At 58.5% G+C, this 18,907-nt stretch carries 17 protein-coding genes, 2 rRNA genes and 1 pseudogene; 11 read left to right on the top strand and 9 right to left on the bottom strand.

The window, feature by feature from the left end:
* The 10 genes from nuoE (at nucleotide 1) to nuoN (ending at nucleotide 11,993) form a co-directional block, all read left to right on the top strand.
* The gene (gene nuoE / locus AFK24_RS13980; RefSeq protein WP_020290202.1) at nucleotides 1–498 is read left to right on the top strand and encodes an NADH-quinone oxidoreductase subunit NuoE; all 498 of its coding nucleotides are present in this window, start codon (nucleotides 1–3) and stop codon (nucleotides 496–498) included.
* Entirely contained in the window at nucleotides 495–1,853 is a 1,359-nt protein-coding gene (gene nuoF, locus AFK24_RS13975; protein ID WP_065833769.1) for an NADH-quinone oxidoreductase subunit NuoF, read from the top strand. The genes nuoE and nuoF overlap by 4 nt, the downstream gene beginning before the upstream one ends.
* Before the next feature lie 135 nt (nucleotides 1,854–1,988).
* A complete protein-coding gene (gene nuoG / locus AFK24_RS13970; RefSeq protein WP_065833768.1) occupies nucleotides 1,989–4,706 on the top strand; it encodes an NADH-quinone oxidoreductase subunit NuoG in 2,718 nt (905 codons plus the stop codon).
* A complete protein-coding gene (nuoH, locus tag AFK24_RS13965) occupies nucleotides 4,703–5,710 on the top strand; it encodes an NADH-quinone oxidoreductase subunit NuoH (RefSeq protein ID WP_065833767.1) in 1,008 nt (335 codons plus the stop codon). The genes nuoG and nuoH overlap by 4 nt, the downstream gene beginning before the upstream one ends.
* Nucleotides 5,711–5,721: 11 nt before the next feature.
* The gene (nuoI, locus tag AFK24_RS13960) at nucleotides 5,722–6,270 is read left to right on the top strand and encodes an NADH-quinone oxidoreductase subunit NuoI (protein WP_020290198.1); all 549 of its coding nucleotides are present in this window, start codon (nucleotides 5,722–5,724) and stop codon (nucleotides 6,268–6,270) included.
* Between the two features lie 9 nt (nucleotides 6,271–6,279).
* On the top strand, nucleotides 6,280–6,789 hold the full coding sequence (nuoJ, locus tag AFK24_RS13955) for an NADH-quinone oxidoreductase subunit J (RefSeq protein ID WP_065833766.1): 510 nt from the start codon (nucleotides 6,280–6,282) through the stop codon (nucleotides 6,787–6,789).
* On the top strand, nucleotides 6,786–7,094 hold the full coding sequence (gene nuoK / locus AFK24_RS13950) for an NADH-quinone oxidoreductase subunit NuoK (RefSeq protein WP_065833765.1): 309 nt from the start codon (nucleotides 6,786–6,788) through the stop codon (nucleotides 7,092–7,094). The genes nuoJ and nuoK overlap by 4 nt, the downstream gene beginning before the upstream one ends.
* Nucleotides 7,091–8,944 (top strand): NADH-quinone oxidoreductase subunit L, encoded by a 1,854-nt coding sequence (nuoL, locus tag AFK24_RS13945; RefSeq protein WP_065833764.1) that lies wholly within the window; start codon nucleotides 7,091–7,093, stop codon nucleotides 8,942–8,944. Before nuoK ends, nuoL begins: the two co-directional genes overlap by 4 nt.
* A gap of 39 nt (nucleotides 8,945–8,983) precedes the next feature.
* Nucleotides 8,984–10,516, top strand: a complete 1,533-nt coding sequence (gene nuoM / locus AFK24_RS13940; protein ID WP_065833763.1) for an NADH-quinone oxidoreductase subunit M — start codon at nucleotides 8,984–8,986, stop codon at nucleotides 10,514–10,516.
* 7 nt (nucleotides 10,517–10,523) lie between these two features.
* Nucleotides 10,524–11,993, top strand: a complete 1,470-nt coding sequence (gene nuoN / locus AFK24_RS13935) for an NADH-quinone oxidoreductase subunit NuoN (protein ID WP_065833762.1) — start codon at nucleotides 10,524–10,526, stop codon at nucleotides 11,991–11,993.
* 73 nt (nucleotides 11,994–12,066) lie between these two features.
* On the opposite strand, the gene AFK24_RS13930 is transcribed toward nuoN, so the two are convergent.
* The 7 genes and pseudogenes from AFK24_RS13930 to AFK24_RS13905 form a co-directional block, all read right to left on the bottom strand.
* Complete coding sequence (locus AFK24_RS13930; RefSeq protein WP_065833761.1) at nucleotides 12,067–13,131, bottom strand: AI-2E family transporter; 1,065 nt, start codon at nucleotides 13,129–13,131, stop codon at nucleotides 12,067–12,069.
* Between the two features lie 161 nt (nucleotides 13,132–13,292).
* The gene (locus tag AFK24_RS32060) at nucleotides 13,293–14,048 is read right to left on the bottom strand and encodes a methyl-accepting chemotaxis protein (RefSeq protein ID WP_430962161.1); all 756 of its coding nucleotides are present in this window, start codon (nucleotides 14,046–14,048) and stop codon (nucleotides 13,293–13,295) included.
* A 102-nt stretch (nucleotides 14,049–14,150) separates the two neighbouring features.
* A pseudogene (locus tag AFK24_RS32055) lies at nucleotides 14,151–14,882 on the bottom strand (cache domain-containing protein); the annotation flags it as partial.
* Nucleotides 14,883–15,110: 228 nt separating this feature from the next.
* Nucleotides 15,111–16,436: a sensor histidine kinase gene (locus tag AFK24_RS13920; protein ID WP_065833759.1), complete on the bottom strand. Its 1,326-nt coding sequence runs from the start codon at nucleotides 16,434–16,436 to the stop codon at nucleotides 15,111–15,113.
* Complete coding sequence (locus tag AFK24_RS13915; RefSeq protein WP_065833758.1) at nucleotides 16,433–17,101, bottom strand: response regulator transcription factor; 669 nt, start codon at nucleotides 17,099–17,101, stop codon at nucleotides 16,433–16,435. Before AFK24_RS13915 ends, AFK24_RS13920 begins: the two co-directional genes overlap by 4 nt.
* A complete protein-coding gene (locus AFK24_RS13910; RefSeq protein ID WP_065833757.1) occupies nucleotides 17,101–17,409 on the bottom strand; it encodes a PepSY domain-containing protein in 309 nt (102 codons plus the stop codon). Before AFK24_RS13910 ends, AFK24_RS13915 begins: the two co-directional genes overlap by 1 nt.
* Nucleotides 17,410–17,718, bottom strand: a complete 309-nt coding sequence (locus AFK24_RS13905) for a PepSY domain-containing protein (protein WP_065833756.1) — start codon at nucleotides 17,716–17,718, stop codon at nucleotides 17,410–17,412.
* A 249-nt stretch (nucleotides 17,719–17,967) separates the two neighbouring features.
* On the opposite strand from AFK24_RS13905, the gene queD reads away from it, so the two are divergent.
* A complete protein-coding gene (queD, locus tag AFK24_RS13900; RefSeq protein WP_080482152.1) occupies nucleotides 17,968–18,324 on the top strand; it encodes a 6-carboxytetrahydropterin synthase QueD in 357 nt (118 codons plus the stop codon).
* 115 nt (nucleotides 18,325–18,439) lie between these two features.
* Here the strand turns inward: queD and rrf are convergent.
* Both rrf and AFK24_RS13890 read right to left on the bottom strand, forming a co-directional pair.
* Nucleotides 18,440–18,555, bottom strand: a 5S ribosomal RNA gene (gene rrf, locus AFK24_RS13895).
* A gap of 158 nt (nucleotides 18,556–18,713) precedes the next feature.
* Nucleotides 18,714–18,907: ribosomal RNA gene (locus tag AFK24_RS13890) — 23S ribosomal RNA — on the bottom strand; the annotation flags it as partial.

Raw genomic sequence — 18,907 nt, 5'->3', positions numbered from 1 at the left:
ATGAATAGCCCGCTTATCCAGACAGACCGTTTCGCCCTCAGCGAAACCGAGCGCTCGGCCATCGAGCATGAGCTGCATCACTACGAAGACCCGCGTGCGGCGTCTATCGAAGCCCTGAAAATAGTGCAGAAGGAACGCGGCTGGGTGCCGGACGGCGCCATTTACGCCATCGGCGACCTGCTGGGTATTCCCGCCAGCGACGTCGAAGGCGTGGCAACGTTCTATAGCCAGATCTTCCGTCAGCCGGTTGGCCGCCACATCATCCGCGTCTGCAACAGCATGGTCTGCTTCATTGCCGGTCACGAGTCAGTGGTCGAAGAAATCCAGAACTCCCTGGGCATTGCGCCAGGCCAGACCACTGCCGACGGGCGTTTCACCCTGTTGCCGGTCTGCTGCCTGGGTAACTGCGACAAGGCCCCGGCCGTGATGGTCGACGATGACACTTTCGGTGACGTGCAGCCTTCGGGCGTTGCCAAGATGCTGGAGGGTTACCCATGACCATCACTTCCTTCGGCCCTGCCAACCGCATAACGCGCACGGCAGAAACCCATCCACTGACTTGGCGCCTGCGCGACGACGGCGAGCCGGTCTGGCTTGACGAGTATCAGGCCAAAGACGGTTATGCAGCCGCCCGCAAGGCTTTCGCCGAGCAATCGCCTGACGACATCGTGCAGTCCGTGAAGGACTCCGGCCTCAAGGGGCGCGGCGGTGCAGGCTTCCCCACAGGTGTGAAGTGGGGACTGATGCCTAAAGACGAATCCATGAACATCCGCTACCTGCTGTGCAACGCGGATGAAATGGAACCCAACACCTGGAAAGACCGGATGTTGATGGAACAGCTGCCGCACCTGTTGGTGGAAGGCATGCTGATCAGTGCGCGGGCGTTGAAAGCCTATCGCGGCTACATCTTCCTGCGTGGCGAATACGTCACCGCTGCCAGGCATTTGAACCGCGCCGTGGCCGAAGCAAAGGCCGCGGGTCTGCTGGGCAAGAACATCCTGGGCACCGGCTTTGACTTCGAGCTGTTCGTGCACACCGGCGCCGGGCGTTACATCTGCGGCGAAGAAACCGCGCTGATCAACTCCCTGGAAGGCCGTCGCGCCAACCCACGCTCCAAGCCGCCCTTCCCCGCCGCCGTTGGCGTGTGGGGCAAGCCGACCTGCGTGAACAACGTCGAAACCCTGTGCAACGTGCCGGCCATCGTTGGCAATGGTAACGACTGGTACAAATCCCTGGCTCGCGAAGGCAGTGAAGACCACGGCACCAAACTGATGGGTTTCTCCGGCAAGGTGAAAAACCCTGGTCTGTGGGAACTGCCTTTCGGCGTGCAGGCGCGTGAGCTGTTCGAAGACTACGCGGGCGGCATGCGCGATGGCTTCAAGCTCAAGTGCTGGCAGCCAGGTGGCGCCGGTACCGGCTTCCTGTTGCCGGAACACCTGGACGCGCAAATGTACGCAGGCGGCATCGCCAAGGTCGGTACGCGGATGGGTACCGGTCTGGCCATGGCGGTCGACGACAAGGTCAACATGGTTTCGCTTCTGCGCAATATGGAAGAGTTCTTCTCCCAGGAGTCGTGCGGTTTCTGCACACCTTGCCGCGATGGCTTGCCGTGGAGCGTGAAGATTCTGCGCTCCATCGAGAAAGGTCATGGTCAGCCGGGGGATATCGAAACCCTGCTGGGCCTGGTGAACTTCCTCGGCCCTGGCAAGACCTTCTGCGCCCACGCACCGGGCGCCGTGGAACCTCTTGGCAGCGCGATCAAATACTTCAGGCCTGAATTCGAGGCAGGTATCGCGCCAGCAGTGGCGGGCAGCCTGACCCAGGTCATCAGCCCGACCCTGGTTGGCGCATAACAAGACAGACCGGTCGGCGGCCCACAAGGCTGCCGTCCTTATCCGACTGCGCCATGACAGGCTGTTTGAGTCGGATAGCACCGAGATTCCATTAGCCACGCCCGCTGACACCGGGCCAACGAAGAACTTTGAACCATGGCCACTATCCACGTAGACGGCAAAGCGCTCGAAGTCGACGGTGCAGACAACCTGTTACAGGCTTGTCTGTCCCTGGGCCTCGACATCCCTTATTTCTGCTGGCATCCCGCCCTCGGCAGCGTTGGCGCCTGTCGCCAGTGCGCGGTCAAGCAGTACACCGACGAGAACGACACCCGTGGTCGCATCGTCATGTCCTGCATGACCCCCGCCACCGACAACACCTGGATTTCCATCGAAGACGATGAATCCAAGGCCTTCCGCGCCAGTGTCGTCGAATGGCTGATGACCAACCACCCGCACGACTGCCCGGTCTGCGAAGAAGGTGGTCACTGTCATTTGCAAGACATGACCGTGATGACCGGCCACAACGAGCGCCGTTATCGCTTCAGCAAACGCACCCACCAGAATCAGGAACTCGGCCCGTTCATCGCTCACGAGATGAACCGCTGCATCGCCTGCTACCGCTGCGTGCGCTTCTATAAAGACTACGCGGGCGGCACTGACCTCGGCGTATTCGGCGCGCATGACAACGTGTACTTCGGACGCGTCGAAGACGGCACGCTGGAGAGCGAGTTTTCCGGCAACCTCACCGAGGTCTGCCCAACTGGCGTGTTCACCGACAAGACCCACTCCGAGCGCTACAACCGTAAATGGGACATGCAGTTTTCACCAAGCATCTGCCACGGCTGCTCAAGTGGCTGCAACATCAGCCCTGGTGAACGTTACGGCGAGATCCGCCGGATCGAAAACCGCTTCAACGGCTCGGTAAACCAGTATTTCCTGTGTGACCGTGGTCGTTTTGGCTACGGCTACGTGAACCGCGAAGACCGCCCTCGCCAGCCGCTGCTGGCTGACGGCCAGGTCAAGCTGAGCCTGGATGGCGCACTCGACAAGGCCGCCGATTTGCTGCGCGGTCGCAACATTGTCGGTATCGGCTCACCACGCGCCAGCCTCGAAAGCAACTTTGCCTTGCGTGAACTGGTCGGTGCCGAGCATTTCTATTCGGGTATCGAAGCCGGTGAACTGGAGCGTGTGCGCCTGATCCTCAAGGTGCTCAACGATAGCCCCCTGCCGATCCCGACCCTGCGCGACATCGAAGACCACGACGCGATTTTCGTCCTCGGCGAAGACTTGACCCAGACTGCTGCACGTATGGCCCTGGGCCTGCGTCAGGCGGTGAAAGGCAAGGCCGAAGACATGGCTGCGGCGATGAAAGTCCAGCCGTGGCTCGACGCTGCGGTGAAAAACATCGGCCAGCACGAGCTAAACCCGCTGTTCATCGCCAGCCTGGCTGAAACCAAGCTGGATGATGTTGCCGAAGAATGCGTTCACGCAGCACCGGATGATCTGGCCCGCATCGGTTTTGCCGTGGCCCACGCACTGGATGCCAGCGCCCCGGCCGTTGAAGGCCTGGACAGCGAAGCACTGGCGTTGGCGCAACGCATTGCCGATGCACTGCTGGCAGCCAAGCGTCCACTGATCATTTCCGGCAGCTCGCTGGGTTCGACCGCGTTGATCGAAGCCGCCGCCAACATCGCCAAGGCACTGAAACTGCGCGACAAGCAAGGCTCCATCAGCCTGATCGTGCCGGAAGCCAACAGCATGGGTCTGGCGATGTTCGGTGGTGATTCCGTCGACGCCGCGCTGCAAGCGGTGATTTCCGGACAGGCCGACGCCATCGTGGTTCTGGAAAACGACCTGTACCGTCGCGTCGATGCGGCCACAGTCGATGCCGCATTGAATGCCGCGAAAGTGGTGATCGTTGCGGACCACCAGAAAACCCCGACCAGCGAACGCGCTCATCTGATCCTGCCAGCCGCCAGCTTCGCGGAAGGCGACGGTACGCTGATCAGCCAGGAAGGCCGCGCCCAGCGCTTCTTCCAGGTGTTCGATCCAACTTATCTGGACGCCAGCATCCTGGTTCATGAAGGCTGGCGCTGGCTGCATGCTCTGCGTTCGACCCTGCTGAACAAGCCGGTGGACTGGACTCAACTCGATCACGTCACGGCCGCCTGTGCTGCAAGCACGCCGCAACTGGCCGGTATCGTCAACGCTGCACCTTCTGCGTCGTTCCGCATCAAAGGCCTGAAGCTGGCCCGCGAGCCATTGCGTTACAGCGGCCGGACTGCCATGCGCGCCGACATCAGCGTGCATGAGCCGCGTACTTCCCAGGACAACGACACCGCGTTCGCGTTCTCCATGGAAGGTTACTCGGGTTCGGTCGAGCCGCGTCAGCAAGTGCCATTCGCCTGGTCTCCGGGCTGGAACTCGCCGCAAGCCTGGAACAAGTTCCAGGACGAAGTCGGTGGTCACCTGCGTGCTGGCGATCCGGGCACTCGCCTGATCGAAAGCACTGGCGACGCGCTGTCCTGGTTCGCCAGCGTACCGGGCGCGTTTTCGCCAGCGCGCGGCACCTGGCAGGTGGTGCCGTTCTATCACCTGTTCGGCAGCGACGAAACATCGTCCCTTGCTGCGCCGGTCCAGGAGCGTATTCCAGAAGCTTACGTTGCTCTGGCCAAATCCGAAGCTGATCGCCTGGGCGTCAATGACGGTGCCCTGTTGAGCTTGACCGTTGCCGGCCAGACCTTGCGTCTGCCGCTGCGCATCAACGAAGAACTGGGTGCAGGTCTGGTTGGTTTGCCAGTCGGTCTTGCGGGCATTTCGCCAGCCGTGTTCGGCAAAACCGTTGATGGTCTGCAGGAGGCAGCGCTATGACCTGGTTCACACCTGAAGTGGTCGACGCGATCATCTCGGTAGTCAAGGCGATTGTCATCCTGCTGGCCGTGGTGGTCTGCGGTGCATTGCTCAGCTGGGTAGAGCGTCGTTTGCTCGCCCTCTGGCAGGATCGTTACGGCCCGAACCGGGTTGGCCCTTTCGGCGCCTTCCAGATTGCCGCCGACATGATCAAGATGTTCTTCAAGGAAGACTGGACGCCGCCGTTCGCTGACAAGGTGATCTTCACCCTGGCGCCGGTCGTGGCCATGAGTGCCTTGCTGATCGCCTTCGCCATCATCCCGATCACCCCGACCTGGGGCGTGGCGGACCTGAACATCGGCTTGCTGTTCTTCTTCGCCATGGCCGGTCTGTCGGTGTATGCGGTGCTGTTCGCTGGCTGGTCGAGCAACAACAAGTTTGCCTTGCTCGGCAGTCTGCGGGCTTCGGCCCAGACCGTGTCCTATGAAGTGTTCATGGGCCTGTCGCTGATGGGAATCGTGGCGCAAGTCGGTTCGTTCAACATGCGCGACATCGTTGAATACCAGGCTCAGAACCTGTGGTTCATCATTCCGCAGTTCTTCGGCTTCTGTACGTTCTTCATCGCAGGCGTTGCGGTGACTCACCGCCACCCGTTCGACCAACCGGAAGCCGAGCAGGAACTGGCCGATGGTTATCACATCGAATATGCCGGTATGAAATGGGGGATGTTCTTCGTTGGCGAATACATCGGGATCGTGCTGATCTCGGCGTTGCTGGTCACGCTGTTCTTCGGCGGCTGGCATGGCCCGTTCAACATCCTGCCTTCGCTGGCGTTTGTCTGGTTCGCCCTGAAGACCGCGTTCTTCATCATGCTGTTCATCCTGTTGCGCGCATCGATTCCGCGCCCACGTTATGACCAGGTGATGGATTTCAGCTGGAAATTCTGCCTGCCGCTGACCCTGATCAATCTGCTGGTGACCGCCGCGGTCGTGTTGCTGAACACGCCCGCCGGCGTGGCTCAGTGAGGATATAAACCATGCTCAAGTATTTGTTCAATATCGTGCATGGCACCTACACCCAGCTTCGCAGCCTGGTGATGGTGTTCTCACATGCATTTCGCAAGCGTGACACGTTGCAGTACCCGGAAGAGCAGGTTTACCTGCCGCCGCGTTACCGTGGCCGCATCGTCCTGACCCGTGATCCCGACGGCGAAGAGCGTTGCGTGGCCTGCAACCTGTGCGCGGTGGCCTGCCCGGTCGGCTGCATCTCGCTGCAAAAAGCCGAGACTGACGACGGTCGCTGGTATCCGGAGTTCTTCCGCATCAACTTTTCGCGCTGCATTTTCTGCGGCCTGTGCGAAGAAGCCTGCCCGACCACGGCAATCCAGTTGACACCGGATTTCGAAATGGCCGAGTTCAAGCGTCAGGATCTGGTCTACGAGAAGGAAGATCTGCTGATCTCCGGCCCCGGCAAGAACCCCGACTACAACTTCTATCGCGTCGCCGGCATGGCCATCGCTGGCAAGCCTAAAGGCTCTGCGCAGAATGAAGCCGAACCGATCAACGTCAAGAGCTTGCTGCCTTAAGGAAGAAAGATGGAATTCGCTTTCTATTTCGCATCGGGTGTCGCTGTGGTGTCCACTCTTCGAGTGATCACCAACACCAACCCGGTGCACGCCCTGCTCTACCTCATCATTTCGCTGATCGCCGTGGCGATGACATTTTTCAGCCTCGGCGCACCGTTTGCCGGCGTGCTGGAAGTCATCGCTTATGCAGGCGCAATCATGGTGCTGTTCGTCTTCGTGGTGATGATGCTCAACCTGGGTCCGGCTTCGGTCCAGCAGGAGCGCACCTGGCTCAAACCCGGCATCTGGATCGGCCCGGTCATCCTCGGCGCGCTGTTGCTGGCTGAACTGCTGTACGTACTGTTCAGCAGTTCGACCGGCGCCAGCATCGGCCATACCACTGTCGATGCCAAAGCGGTCGGCATCAGTCTGTTTGGACCGTATCTGCTGGTGGTGGAACTCGCTTCGATGCTGCTGCTCGCTGCAGCCGTCACGGCATTCCACCTGGGCCGTAACGAGGCGAAGGAGCCAAGCCAATGAATGCAATCCCTCTGGAACACGGGCTGGCTGTCGCCGGCGTCCTGTTCTGCCTCGGTCTGGTCGGCCTGATGGTGCGCCGCAACATACTCTTCGTGCTGATGAGCCTGGAGATCATGATGAACGCATCAGCTCTGGCGTTCGTCGTTGCCGGCAGCCGCTGGGCACAACCGGATGGACAGATCATGTTCATCCTGGTGATCAGCCTTGCTGCTGCCGAGGCCAGTATTGGCCTGGCGATCCTGATGCAGCTGTATCGCCGCTTCCACACTCTCGATATCGACGCTGCCAGCGAGATGCGCGGATGAACCTTCTCTTTCTGACTTTCGTATTCCCCCTGATCGGGTTTCTGCTGCTGTCGTTCTCTCGCGGACGCATCTCGGAAAACCTCGCGGCGCTGATCGGCGTCGGCTCCATCGGGCTGTCGGCCATTGTTTCGGCCTGGGTCATCTTCCAGTTCAATGTTGCACCGCCTGACGGTGGTCACTACACCCAGGTGCTGTGGCGCTGGATGACTGTGGATGGCTTCGAACCGAACTTCGCGCTGTATCTGGACGGTCTTTCCGTCACGATGCTCGGCGTCGTGGTCGGTGTCGGCTTCCTGATCCACCTGTTTGCATCGTGGTACATGCGTGGCGAGGCGGGTTACTCACGCTTCTTCGCGTACACCAACCTGTTCATCGCCAGCATGCTGTTCCTGATCCTGGGCGATAACCTGTTGTTCCTGTACTTCGGCTGGGAAGGCGTGGGCCTGTGCAGTTATCTGTTGATCGGTTTCTACTACAGCAACCGCAACAACGGTAACGCCGCACTCAAAGCCTTTATCGTGACCCGAATCGGCGATGTGTTCATGGCCATTGGCCTGTTCATCCTGTTCCAGCAACTGGGCACCCTGAACGTGCAGGAGCTGCTGGTGCGGGCGCCGGAGCATTTCAAGGTCGGCGATTTCTGGATTGTCCTGGCAACCCTGATGTTGCTCGGCGGTGCGGTCGGTAAATCCGCGCAACTGCCGCTGCAAACCTGGCTGGCAGATGCGATGGCCGGTCCTACCCCGGTTTCGGCACTGATCCACGCCGCAACCATGGTGACCGCAGGCGTCTACTTGATCGCCCGTACCCACGGCCTGTTCGCGCTGGCTCCAGACATCCTGCATCTGGTCGGCATTGTCGGCGGCGTAACCCTGGTGCTGGCGGGTTTTGCGGCACTGGTGCAAACCGACATCAAACGTATCCTCGCCTACTCGACCATGAGCCAGATCGGCTACATGTTCCTGGCGCTGGGCGTGGGTGCCTGGGAAGGCGCGATCTTCCACCTGATGACGCACGCTTTCTTCAAGGCGCTGCTGTTCCTTGCATCCGGTGCGGTCATCGTTGCCTGCCACCACGAGCAGAACATCTTCAAGATGGGCGGCCTGTGGAAGAAACTGCCATTGGCCTACGCCAGCTTCATCGTTGGCGGCGCGGCTTTGTCGGCCCTGCCACTGCTGACCGCCGGCTTCTACTCCAAGGATGAAATTCTTTGGGAAGCCTTCGCCAGCGGCAACCATGCGCTGCTGTATGCAGGTCTGGTCGGCGCATTCATGACTTCGCTGTACACCTTCCGCCTGATCTTCATCGCGTTCCATGGTGAAGCCAAGACTGAAGCCCACGCAGGTCACGGGATCGCTCACTGGCTGCCGCTGTCAGTGTTGATCATTCTGTCGACGTTTATCGGCGCGATGATCACCCCACCACTGGCTGATGTACTGCCGCAAAGCGTCGGTCATGCCGGCGGCGCAGCCAAGCACAGTCTGGAAATCGCCTCGGGTGCCATCGCCCTGGCCGGTATCCTGCTGGCAGCCTTGCTGTTCCTCGGCAAGCGCCGTCTGGTTACTGCCATTGCCAACAGTGGTCCGGGCCGTTTCCTTTCGGCCTGGTGGTTCGCGGCATGGGGCTTCGATTGGGTTTACGACAAATTGTTCGTCAAACCTTATCTGGCTATCAGCCATGTGCTGCGCGGCGATCCGCTGGATCGCACCATTGGTTTGATCCCACGTCTGGTCAAGGGGGGTCATGACGCCATGAGCCGCACCGAAACCGGCCAACTGCGTTGGTACGCTGCTTCGATTGCCGTAGGTGCCGTACTGGTACTCGGCGCCGTCGTTGCGGTTGCGGTCTGACATGAACCTTGCGAATTTGCGAAAGGAATTGAGCCCGTCATGATTCTGCCTTGGCTAATCCTGATCCCCTTTATCGGCGGCCTGCTGTGCTGGCTGGGTGAGCAATACAGCTCCACCCTGCCGCGCTGGATCGCGCTGCTGACCATGTCCCTCGAACTGGCCCTGGGCCTCTGGTTGTGGAGTACTGGCAACTTCAGTTACGCACCGGCTCCCGGCGTCGACCCAACCTGGGCGCTTGAATTCAAGCACCTGTGGATCTCGCGCTTCGGTATCAGCGTGCACCTGGCGCTGGATGGCCTGTCGCTGCTGATGATCCTGCTCACCGGCCTGCTCGGCATTCTGTCAGTGCTGTGCTCGTGGAACGAGATCCAGCGCAAGGTCGGGTTCTTCCACCTGAACCTGATGTGGATCCTGGGCGGTGTCATTGGCGTGTTCCTCGCCATCGACCTGTTCATGTTCTTCTTCTTCTGGGAAATGATGCTGGTGCCGATGTACTTCCTCATCGCGCTCTGGGGTCATAGCTCATCGGACGGCAAGAAGACTCGAATCTACGCTGCGACCAAGTTCTTCATCTTCACTCAGGCCAGCGGCCTGATCATGTTGGTGGCGATCCTGGGGCTGGTACTGGTCAACTTCAACCAGACCGGTGTGATCACCTTCGATTACGCCACACTGCTGAAGACCCAACTGGCGCCAGGCACTGAATACATCCTGATGCTGGGCTTCTTCATTGCCTTCGCGGTGAAGCTGCCGGTCGTGCCTTTCCACTCCTGGCTGCCGGACGCTCACGCCCAGGCGCCGACAGCGGGTTCGGTCGATCTGGCCGGTATCCTGCTGAAAACCGCTGCTTATGGTCTGCTGCGCTTCGCCCTGCCGTTGTTCCCCAACGCATCGGCCGAATTCGCTCCGATCGCGATGGTGCTGGGTCTGATCGGCATTTTCTACGGTGCCTTCCTGGCCTTCGCCCAGACCGACATCAAGCGTCTGATCGCGTATTCCAGCGTTTCGCACATGGGTTTCGTCCTGATCGGTATCTATTCCGGCAGCCAACAAGCGCTACAAGGCGTAGTGGTGCAGATGATTGCCCACGGCCTGTCGGCAGCTGCGCTGTTTATCCTCAGCGGTCAGTTGTACGAACGTATGCACACGCGGGACATGCGTGAAATGGGCGGTTTGTGGTCGCGCATCGCCTATCTGCCGGCGATCAGCCTGTTCTTCGCCGCCGCTTCGTTGGGGCTGCCGGGTACCGGTAACTTCGTCGGCGAGTTCCTGATCCTGCTGGGCAACTTTGTCGCCTCGCCATGGATCACGGCAATCGCCACTTCCGGTCTGGTGTTTGGCTCCGTCTACTCGCTGATCATGATCCACCGCGCCTACTTCGGACCGTCCAAATCGGACGCGATCCTCAAGGGTATGGACGCACGGGAACTGATTATGGTGCTGGGACTTGCCGTATTGCTGGTGGTGCTCGGGGTTTACCCGCAGCCGTTCCTCGATACTTCGGCAGCGACCATGCATGGCGTGCAGCAATGGCTCGGCACCGCCTTCACTCAACTCGCTTCGGCCCGGTAAGAGCGCTATGGACCTGACGATTCAACACTTTATTGCGCTTGCGCCGCTGCTGATTACCAGTGCCACGATTGTCGTGGTGATGCTGGCAATCGCGTGGCGTCGCAATCACTCGCAAACATTCCTGCTGTCCGTTGCAGGCCTCAACCTGGCATTGCTGTCGATCTACCCGGCACTGAAAGTCGCGCCGCTGGTCGTCACGCCGCTGCTACACATCGACAGCTTCGCCTGCCTTTACATGGCGCTGATCCTGGCGTCGACCCTGGCCTGTGTGACCATGGCCCACGCCTATCTAGGTGATGGCAAGGTCGGCTACCCCGGCAATCGCGAAGAGCTTTACCTGCTGATCCTGATGGCCGCTGCCGGCGGCATGGTTCTGGTCAGCGCGCAGCATCTGGCCGGATTGTTCATCGGTCTGGAGCTGCTGTCGGTGCCGGTGTACGGACTGGTGGCATATGCCTTCTTCAACAAGCGCTCGCTGGAAGGCGGCATCAAGTACATGGTCCTGTCAGCCGCAGGCTCCGCATTCCTGCTGTTCGGCATGGCGCTGCTGTACGCCGAAGCCGGCACCTTGAGCTTCGACGGGATTGGCAAGGCATTGGCTGCAACCGGCCTGCCGAGCCCGATCGCAAGCCTGGGCCTGGGCATGATGCTGGTCGGTCTGGCGTTCAAACTGTCGCTGGTACCTTTCCACTTGTGGACGCCGGACGTCTACGAAGGCGCCCCTGCCCCGGTAGCGGCGTTCCTGGCAACCGCCAGTAAAGTCGCGGTGTTTGCCGTGCTGGTGCGTTTGTTCCAGATTTCGCCGGCGGCCAGCAGCGGTGTGCTGCATGACGTACTGGCGGTGATCGCCGTTGCCTCGATCCTCGTCGGCAACCTGCTGGCGCTGACTCAGACCAACCTCAAGCGTCTGCTGGGTTATTCGTCCATCGCTCACTTCGGCTATCTGATGATCGCGCTGGTTGCCAGCAAAGGCATGGCGGTTGAAGCGATTGGTGTTTATCTGGTGACCTACGTCATCACTACCCTGGGCAGCTTCGGCGTCATCACCATGATGTCCTCGCCTTACAGCGGTCGTGATGCCGACGCGATGTTCGAGTACCGCGGCCTGTTCTGGCGCCGTCCGTACCTGACTGCCGTGATGACCCTGATGATGCTGTCCCTTGCGGGCATTCCGCTGACTGCGGGCTTCATCGGCAAGTTCTACATCATTGCTACCGGTGTTGAAGCGCACCTGTGGTGGCTGACCGGTTCGCTGATCATCGGTAGTGCCATTGGCGTGTTCTACTACCTGCGCGTGATGGTCACTTTGTATCTGGTTGACTCCAAGCTGCCGCGTCACGATGCACAGTTCAACTGGGCACAACGCACTGGCGGCGTGATGTTGCTGGCCATTGCTGTCCTGGCGTTCGCGCTTGGGGTTTACCCACAACCTTTGCTGGACCTGGTGCTGCACGCGGGCCTGCAACTCGCGAGCTGATCCAGTAGACCTAAAAAAACCTGCTCACATGAGCAGGTTTTTTTTGGTCAATACAAACGTCTTGTTTGCAGCGCTAGCCCGGCAAGCGCACGGCTTTCTTGGCGCCGACGAACAGGCCCCAGGTCGACATGAACAGCGCAGCGACCATTGGCCCGATGACGAAGCCGTTCAGGCCGAACACGGCCATGCCACCCAGGGTTGAGATCAGGATCAGGTAATCCGGCATCTTGGTGTCCTTGCCGACCAGAATCGGACGCAGGACGTTGTCCACCAGACCAATCACGAATACCCCGAACAGCGAGAGCACTACGCCCTGCCAGATCATACCGCTGAGCAGGAAGTACGCCGCAACTGGCGCCCAGACGATCCCCGCCCCGACCGCCGGCAACAGCGACAGGAACGCCATGATGACCGCCCAAAGCAATGCGCTGGGAATGTCGAGACTCCAGAAGATAAACCCACCCAAAGCACCCTGAGTGATCGCCACCACTACGTTGCCTTTGACCGTAGCGCGAACCACGCGGGTGAACTTCAGTTGCAGGCGGCGCTTCTGCGGTTCGGCCAGTGGCACGGCGATGCGAATCTTGCGTACCAGATCCTGGCCGTCTCGCAGAAAGAAGAACAGCAGGTAAAGCATGATGAAGAAGCTCACCACGAAATCAAACGTACCCTGCCCAAAGCTGAAGGCTTGAGTTGCAAGGTACTGGCTGCCCTGCATCGCGCCCTTGGCAATTTTGTCGCGCAGACCGTTGAGGTCGCCCATACCGAGGCGATCAAGCCAGTGCTGCAGGTAAGGTGGCAGCAATCCCTTGAATTCAGCGAGATAGCTGGCGATATCCAACTGCCCGCTTTCCAAGTTTTTGTACAACGTGGCACCCTCTTGAACCAGCAAGGCACTGATGACAATGACGGGCAGGATGGCTATCACCAGGCAAATCAACAGCGTGCACAAGGACGTCAGGTTCCGTTGCCAGCCGAATCGCAGCAGCAAGCGACGTTGCAGCGGAGCAAAGATGATGCCGAGGATCACTGCCCAGAATACCGCTCCGTAAAACGGCAATAGGATCCACACGAAAGCGATGGTGACCAGCACCAGCAACATCAATAAGGTTTTGTATTGCAACGTGGTTTCGTTCATGTACTTTCCATGTCAGAGGCCCGCGAATCGCTGGACCTAGTGCTTAGTCCGCCAATCCACGGGCAAGTGCCATCATCCTGGCAATCAGCGAACTGATTACCTGAGGATGGTGGATACAATCTGGAGACGAGCGAATCAGGACAGGACGCGTCCTTGAAGGATCAGACGCGGAACTGGTTTACCAGCGCACCCAGGCGACGGCCAAGGTCATCCAGATTGCGAGAGGTTTCGGCACTCTGGCGGGTTTCATCGGCCACGATATCCACTGCCGAAGCGATCTGGTGCACGCTGCGATTGATCTCTTCAGCCACGGCAGTCTGCTCTTCGGCTGCACTGGCAATTTGCGCGTTCATCGAGTTGATGGTGCCGATCAAATGGCCGATCGCATCCAGAGACGCTCCTGCCTGATTGGCCTGCACGGAAGTACCATCGCCAGCCTCGCTGGAGCGGCGCATGGCATCTACTGCCGTCTGAGTGCCCTTTTGCAGTCGATCAATCATCCCCTGAATTTCCTGGGTGCTTTGCTGAGTGCGACTGGCCAGGGCCCGCACTTCGTCAGCTACAACCGCGAAACCACGTCCCGCCTCCCCGGCCCGCGCGGCTTCAATAGCGGCGTTGAGGGCAAGCAGGTTGGTCTGCTCGGCAATGGAGCGAATCACGCCGAGTACGCTGACAATAGAGGAAACGTCCTGCTGCAGGCTGTCCAGAGACGTACCGCTATTGCGGATATCCTCCACCAACGCATGAATCTGCTTGATGCTGCCGTCCACCACACGCTTGGCGGACTGACCTTGCTCGTCGGTCTGCTGCGCGGCGACCGATGCGCCCTGCGCACTCTTCGCCACTTCCTGGGCTGCCGCAGACATTTGGTTGATCGCGGTGGCCACCTGATCGGTTTCGTGGCGCTGACGCTCCATCGCCTGTTCGGACCGTTGCGCCTGGCTGGAAACCTGCCCGACAAGCCCGGTCAATTGCGTTGTCATGCCCGCGATCTGCTGCACCAGACCATGGATTTTGTCGACGAAACGGTTGAAGGATCCGGCAAGGTCACCGAGTTCATCCTGGCTGGTAATCGTCAGGCGGCGAGTTAGATCACCCTCCCCCGCAGCGATATCATCAAGATTGGCTTTCATCAGGCGCAGTGGGCGCAGCAAGGTGCCCGCCAGGATGGTCCCGACTGCAGTGATGATGATCAGAACCAGCACCGCGATGCCAATGATGCTAAGCAGCATCTCCTGCAAACGTGCTTCGACGCTTTTCTCGACCACTGCTACCTGAGCGTCGATACCATCCAGATTTACCGATGACCCGACCGCCATGTCCCATTTAGGCAAATACTCGGTGTAACCCAGTTTTGGCAGTAACTCGGTCTTACCCGGCAGCGGTGATGAATAAAGGAGGTAATGCGTACCGGCTTTAGCAACGGCAACCAGTTCGTTGTTGACATAAACGCCGTTGGGATCGCGGGCGTCCTTGAAACTTTTGCCAACGCCATCCGGACTGCTGGCCTTGAACAGGCGCACCGATTGGGAATCGTAACCGAAGAAGTAGCCGTCTTTGCCGTAGGTGATATTGGAGAGCAGCTTGATGACCTGAGCGCGCGCAGCGTCGTCACCCGGCGCAGCAGCATCGTAGATTGGCTTGATGGTGGTCATGGCGACCGCGACATAGCTTTGCAGGGTCGACTTGGCTTCCGCGAGCAAGCGCTCACGCGTCTCACTGACCTCGCGCTGCGCCTGCTCGCGCAGCATGACAACGGTCGCTACGCTGATCACCAGCGCAAATATCAGCACCGGCAGCACCGCCAGCGAAAGTACTTTGGCTTTCAGGCTAATACGCATAGAGCTCCAGAAATCAGTTTGTTTTTATTGGGTAAGGTGCAGTTAACCTGTTTAACGGCCATTTGTCTGGAAAGTTGAGAATCCTCCGAATTGTTTGCAGGACCAAACTTCTATCGACTGCAGCAGTGTCGTACAGCCTCAGAGCAAGACCGGTCCCAACGGCAAATCGATACGCACCTGTAATCCGCCAAGCGGACTTTCCAACAGCCTGAGTTCGCCACCCCAGGCGTGGATGATGTCTCGCACAATGCCCAGGCCCAATCCGTGCCCGGTGATTTGCTCATCCAGCCGGGCGCCGCGGCTGAACACTTCCTCGCGTCTGGATTCAGGAATGCCCGGACCATCATCTTCAACCAACAAACAAAAGCCCTGCTCTTGCTCGGTAATGGTCAGCAACACCTCACTGTCAGCCCACTTGCAGGCGTTGTCCATCAGGTTGCCGAGCAGCTCAAGAATGTCTTCGCGATCCCAAGGCAGACATAGGCCGCTGGCCACCTTGGTCGACAGCTCCAGATGATCGCCGTGAATCATGCGCAACGTCGCCAGCAGCCCACCGAGTTCTGCATCGCAGTCGAAACGCGCACCGGGTAGTGCATCTCCGGACAAGCGTGCCCGATTGAGCTCGCGAACCAACCGCTGCTCAATGTGCTCCAACTGTTCGCGCAAGGTGTTGCGCAACGCGGGGTAGGCATCAAGCTGGGAATTCGATGCCAGGCTGACAAGAACAGCCAATGGAGTTTTCAGCGCATGTCCGAGGTTGCCCAAAGCATTACGGGAGCGCTTGAGACTGTCTTCGGTGTGGGCGAGCAAATGATTGATCTGCGCAACAAGCGGCTCCAGCTCAAGCGGCACCTCGCTATCAAGCTGCGATCGCTGGCCCTGCTGCAACTGGAATATCTGCTTGCGAACATTCTCCAACGGCCTTAATGCGCGACGCACGGTAATGCGCTGTAGAACAAGAATGACCAGCAGCGCTGCAAGCCCGAGCCCAAGGCCAAATTGCTGTACTCGCTGAAAGCTTGCTCTGACGGGCGTGTAATCCTGTGCGACGGTGATCGAAATAGACTGCCCGAACTTGCGATATTCCGTATTGAGCAACAGCAGGGATTGGCCGGTCGTGCCCAACTCGAGATTGGCGTGCAGCCCGATGCCGTCAAGCTCAGGCAATTCGAGGTCCCACAGCGACCTGGATCGCCAGTGCCCCTGATCGAAGTCCACGCGAAAATAATGACCCGAGTAAGGTCGCTGATACGCCGGGGACAAGCGATGTTCATCAAGTTGCAAGCCAGTTGGTCCACGCACCAGCGCAACCAGCAGGTTTTCGCTCTCATTACGCAGGCCGGCTTCAAGATAACGCTGCAAACCGACTTCAAAAAGCCACAGGCTGATTTGCGCCAGAATCACGCATACGACCACCATGACGCTGATCAGACCCAGACTGAGACGCCCCTGAATAGACTTCAAACAGGCGCTCCACCGAATCGATAACCTTGGCCCCGGCGGGTTTCTATGACGGCTTTGCCAAGCTTGCGACGCAGGTGATTGACATGCACTTCAATCACATTGGAATCACGCTCGTTTTCTCCATCGTACAAGTGTTCAGCCAAATGACTCTTGGACAGGATCTGTTCGGGGTGAAGCATGAAGTAGCGCAGCAGTCGGAACTCCGCGGAAGTGAGTTGGATATCCACTCCATCACTGCTGACGCTTTGCCGCCCCTCATCAAGATGAAGACCTGCGGATTCCAGACGGGGTTGATTGGCGAGGCCATGAGAGCGTCGCAACAGTGCTTGGATGCGCAACTGCAATTCTTCAGGATGAAACGGCTTGGTCAGATAATCATCCGCTCCGGCCTTCAGTCCTTCGATACGCTCGGACCATGATCCCCGGGCTGTCAGAATCAATACTGGGATGACCAGGCCAGAAGCGCGCCACTGCTCCAGAACCTGCAACCCCGGGAGACCGGGAAGCCCCAGATCCAGCACAATCAAATCGTAAGGCTCACTCAGGCCCTGATGCACTGCATCGCGGCCATCAGCGAGCCAGTCCACGGCGTACCCCTGCTTACCCAGGCCGACAAGTAGCTCATCGGCCAATGGAACGTGATCTTCCACCAATAACAAGCGCATCAGTCGTCTTCCTCGTCTTTCAACAGTCGGCTGTCACGCGCGTCGAACTTCAGTTCGCGGACAACGCCTTCCCTGGTCAACACCTCAAACTCATACACATAGACGCCGTGTTTCTCTTCAAGCTCGGCTTCGAGCAACCTGGCGCCGGGGTAACGACCCAATGCTAAGTCGACCAGCTGCTCGAGGGGCAGGATGACACCGGTCTGGCGCAAGGTCAGTGCTTCGTCTTGATCAAGATCTCGTGCTTGCCCAGCGATGCACACCAGCATCAGGCCGCAAATGACTGCGAGACGCTTTTCAACTGTCATCTACTTGTCCTGATGGTCCTTGAGTATGGTGCCATTGGTGGCATCTACCTCCACGTCCCACTCAATACCTTGCGGATCACGTAAGTCGACCTGATAAACGTGTTTGCCGTACTCCTCGTCCAGCTCACTATCAGTAATAGTTGCACCGGGGTGCGCCGCTAGCGCTGCGGCCTTCAGCTGTTCCGTTGATTGAATAATGCCGGCGGTGCGCAGCTTCGCTGCCTCCTCCTGACCAATATCGCGGGCGGAGGCTAAACCGACAGAACAGACGAACAACGCGGCAGTAAAAAGGGTTAACAATGTCTTCATTATTGATCTCCACTGAGACATTTTTTTCCAGACTCAGAGGATACCCCCATCAACTTAATTGAAGCTGAATCTGTCTGGCCAGAGGCCATCAACACAGGCTTCAACATCCTTTGATGCAGAACGCGCGTTCGTCGGTATCGCAGACAGGAGCCTGAAAGCGGTTTTAAACGCATCCGTCAAACCATTGCTGATAAACTCGTGACTGCACGTCTCGTTACGGCGATCGCCATTTTTAAGAGTTGATTGATTGTGGAAATTTTTAAAGAGTTTACCTTCGAGTCCGCCCATCGTCTTCCACACGTGCCAGAGGGCCACAAGTGCGGCCGCCTGCACGGGCATTCGTTTCGGGTGGCAATCTATCTGGCTGGCGATGTCGATCCACACACCGGGTGGATACGTGACTTTTCCGAGATAAAAGCAACCTTCAAGCCACTTTATGAGCGCCTCGATCACAACTATCTGAACGACATTCCAGGCCTCGACAATCCAACCAGCGAAAATCTGGCGAAATGGATTTGGAACGAACTGAAGCCACTACTGCCCGAACTCTCTGCAATTCGCATCCATGAGACTTGCACCAGCGGGTGTGAGTATCGCGGCGACTGATGCCGCAATAGATGAAAAGCCACCCAATGAGGTGGCTTTTTTATGTCTGCGATATAAATCGAGCAGATAAACAAAACCCCTGAACGCGTAAGCGATCAGGGGTTCTGGAATTCAATCTTGACGATGACCTACTCTCACATGGGGAAACCCCACACTACCATCGGCGATGCATCGTTTCACTGCTGAGTTCGGGATGGGATCAGGTGGTTCCAATGCTCTATGGTCGTCAAGAAATTCGGGTACCGACGCGTCTTGCGACGTTTCGGCAAATCGGGTATGTGATAGTCAGGTGTCTTTTGTGCGTGTGCGTCGCGAACTTTCGGTTCGTGTCGTCTTCACAGTCACCGCAATCTGATGCTCATTCGAGTCACAGATTGCTTGGGTGTTATATGGTCAAGCCTCACGGGCAATTAGTATGGGTTAGCTCAACGCCTCACAGCGCTTACACACCCCACCTATCAACGTCGTAGTCTTCGACGGCCCTTCAGGGGACTCAAGGTCCCAGTGAGATCTCATCTTGAGGCTAGTTTCCCGCTTAGATGCTTTCAGCGGTTATCTATTCCGAACATAGCTACCCGGCAAT

It is taken from the genome of Pseudomonas syringae, assembly GCF_001698815.1.
In the GTDB taxonomy this organism is placed as follows: Bacteria; Pseudomonadota; Gammaproteobacteria; order Pseudomonadales; family Pseudomonadaceae; genus Aquipseudomonas; species Aquipseudomonas syringae_A.
Note: the sequence above shows the minus strand (reverse complement) of the source record. Positions and strands in the feature narration are given on the sequence as shown.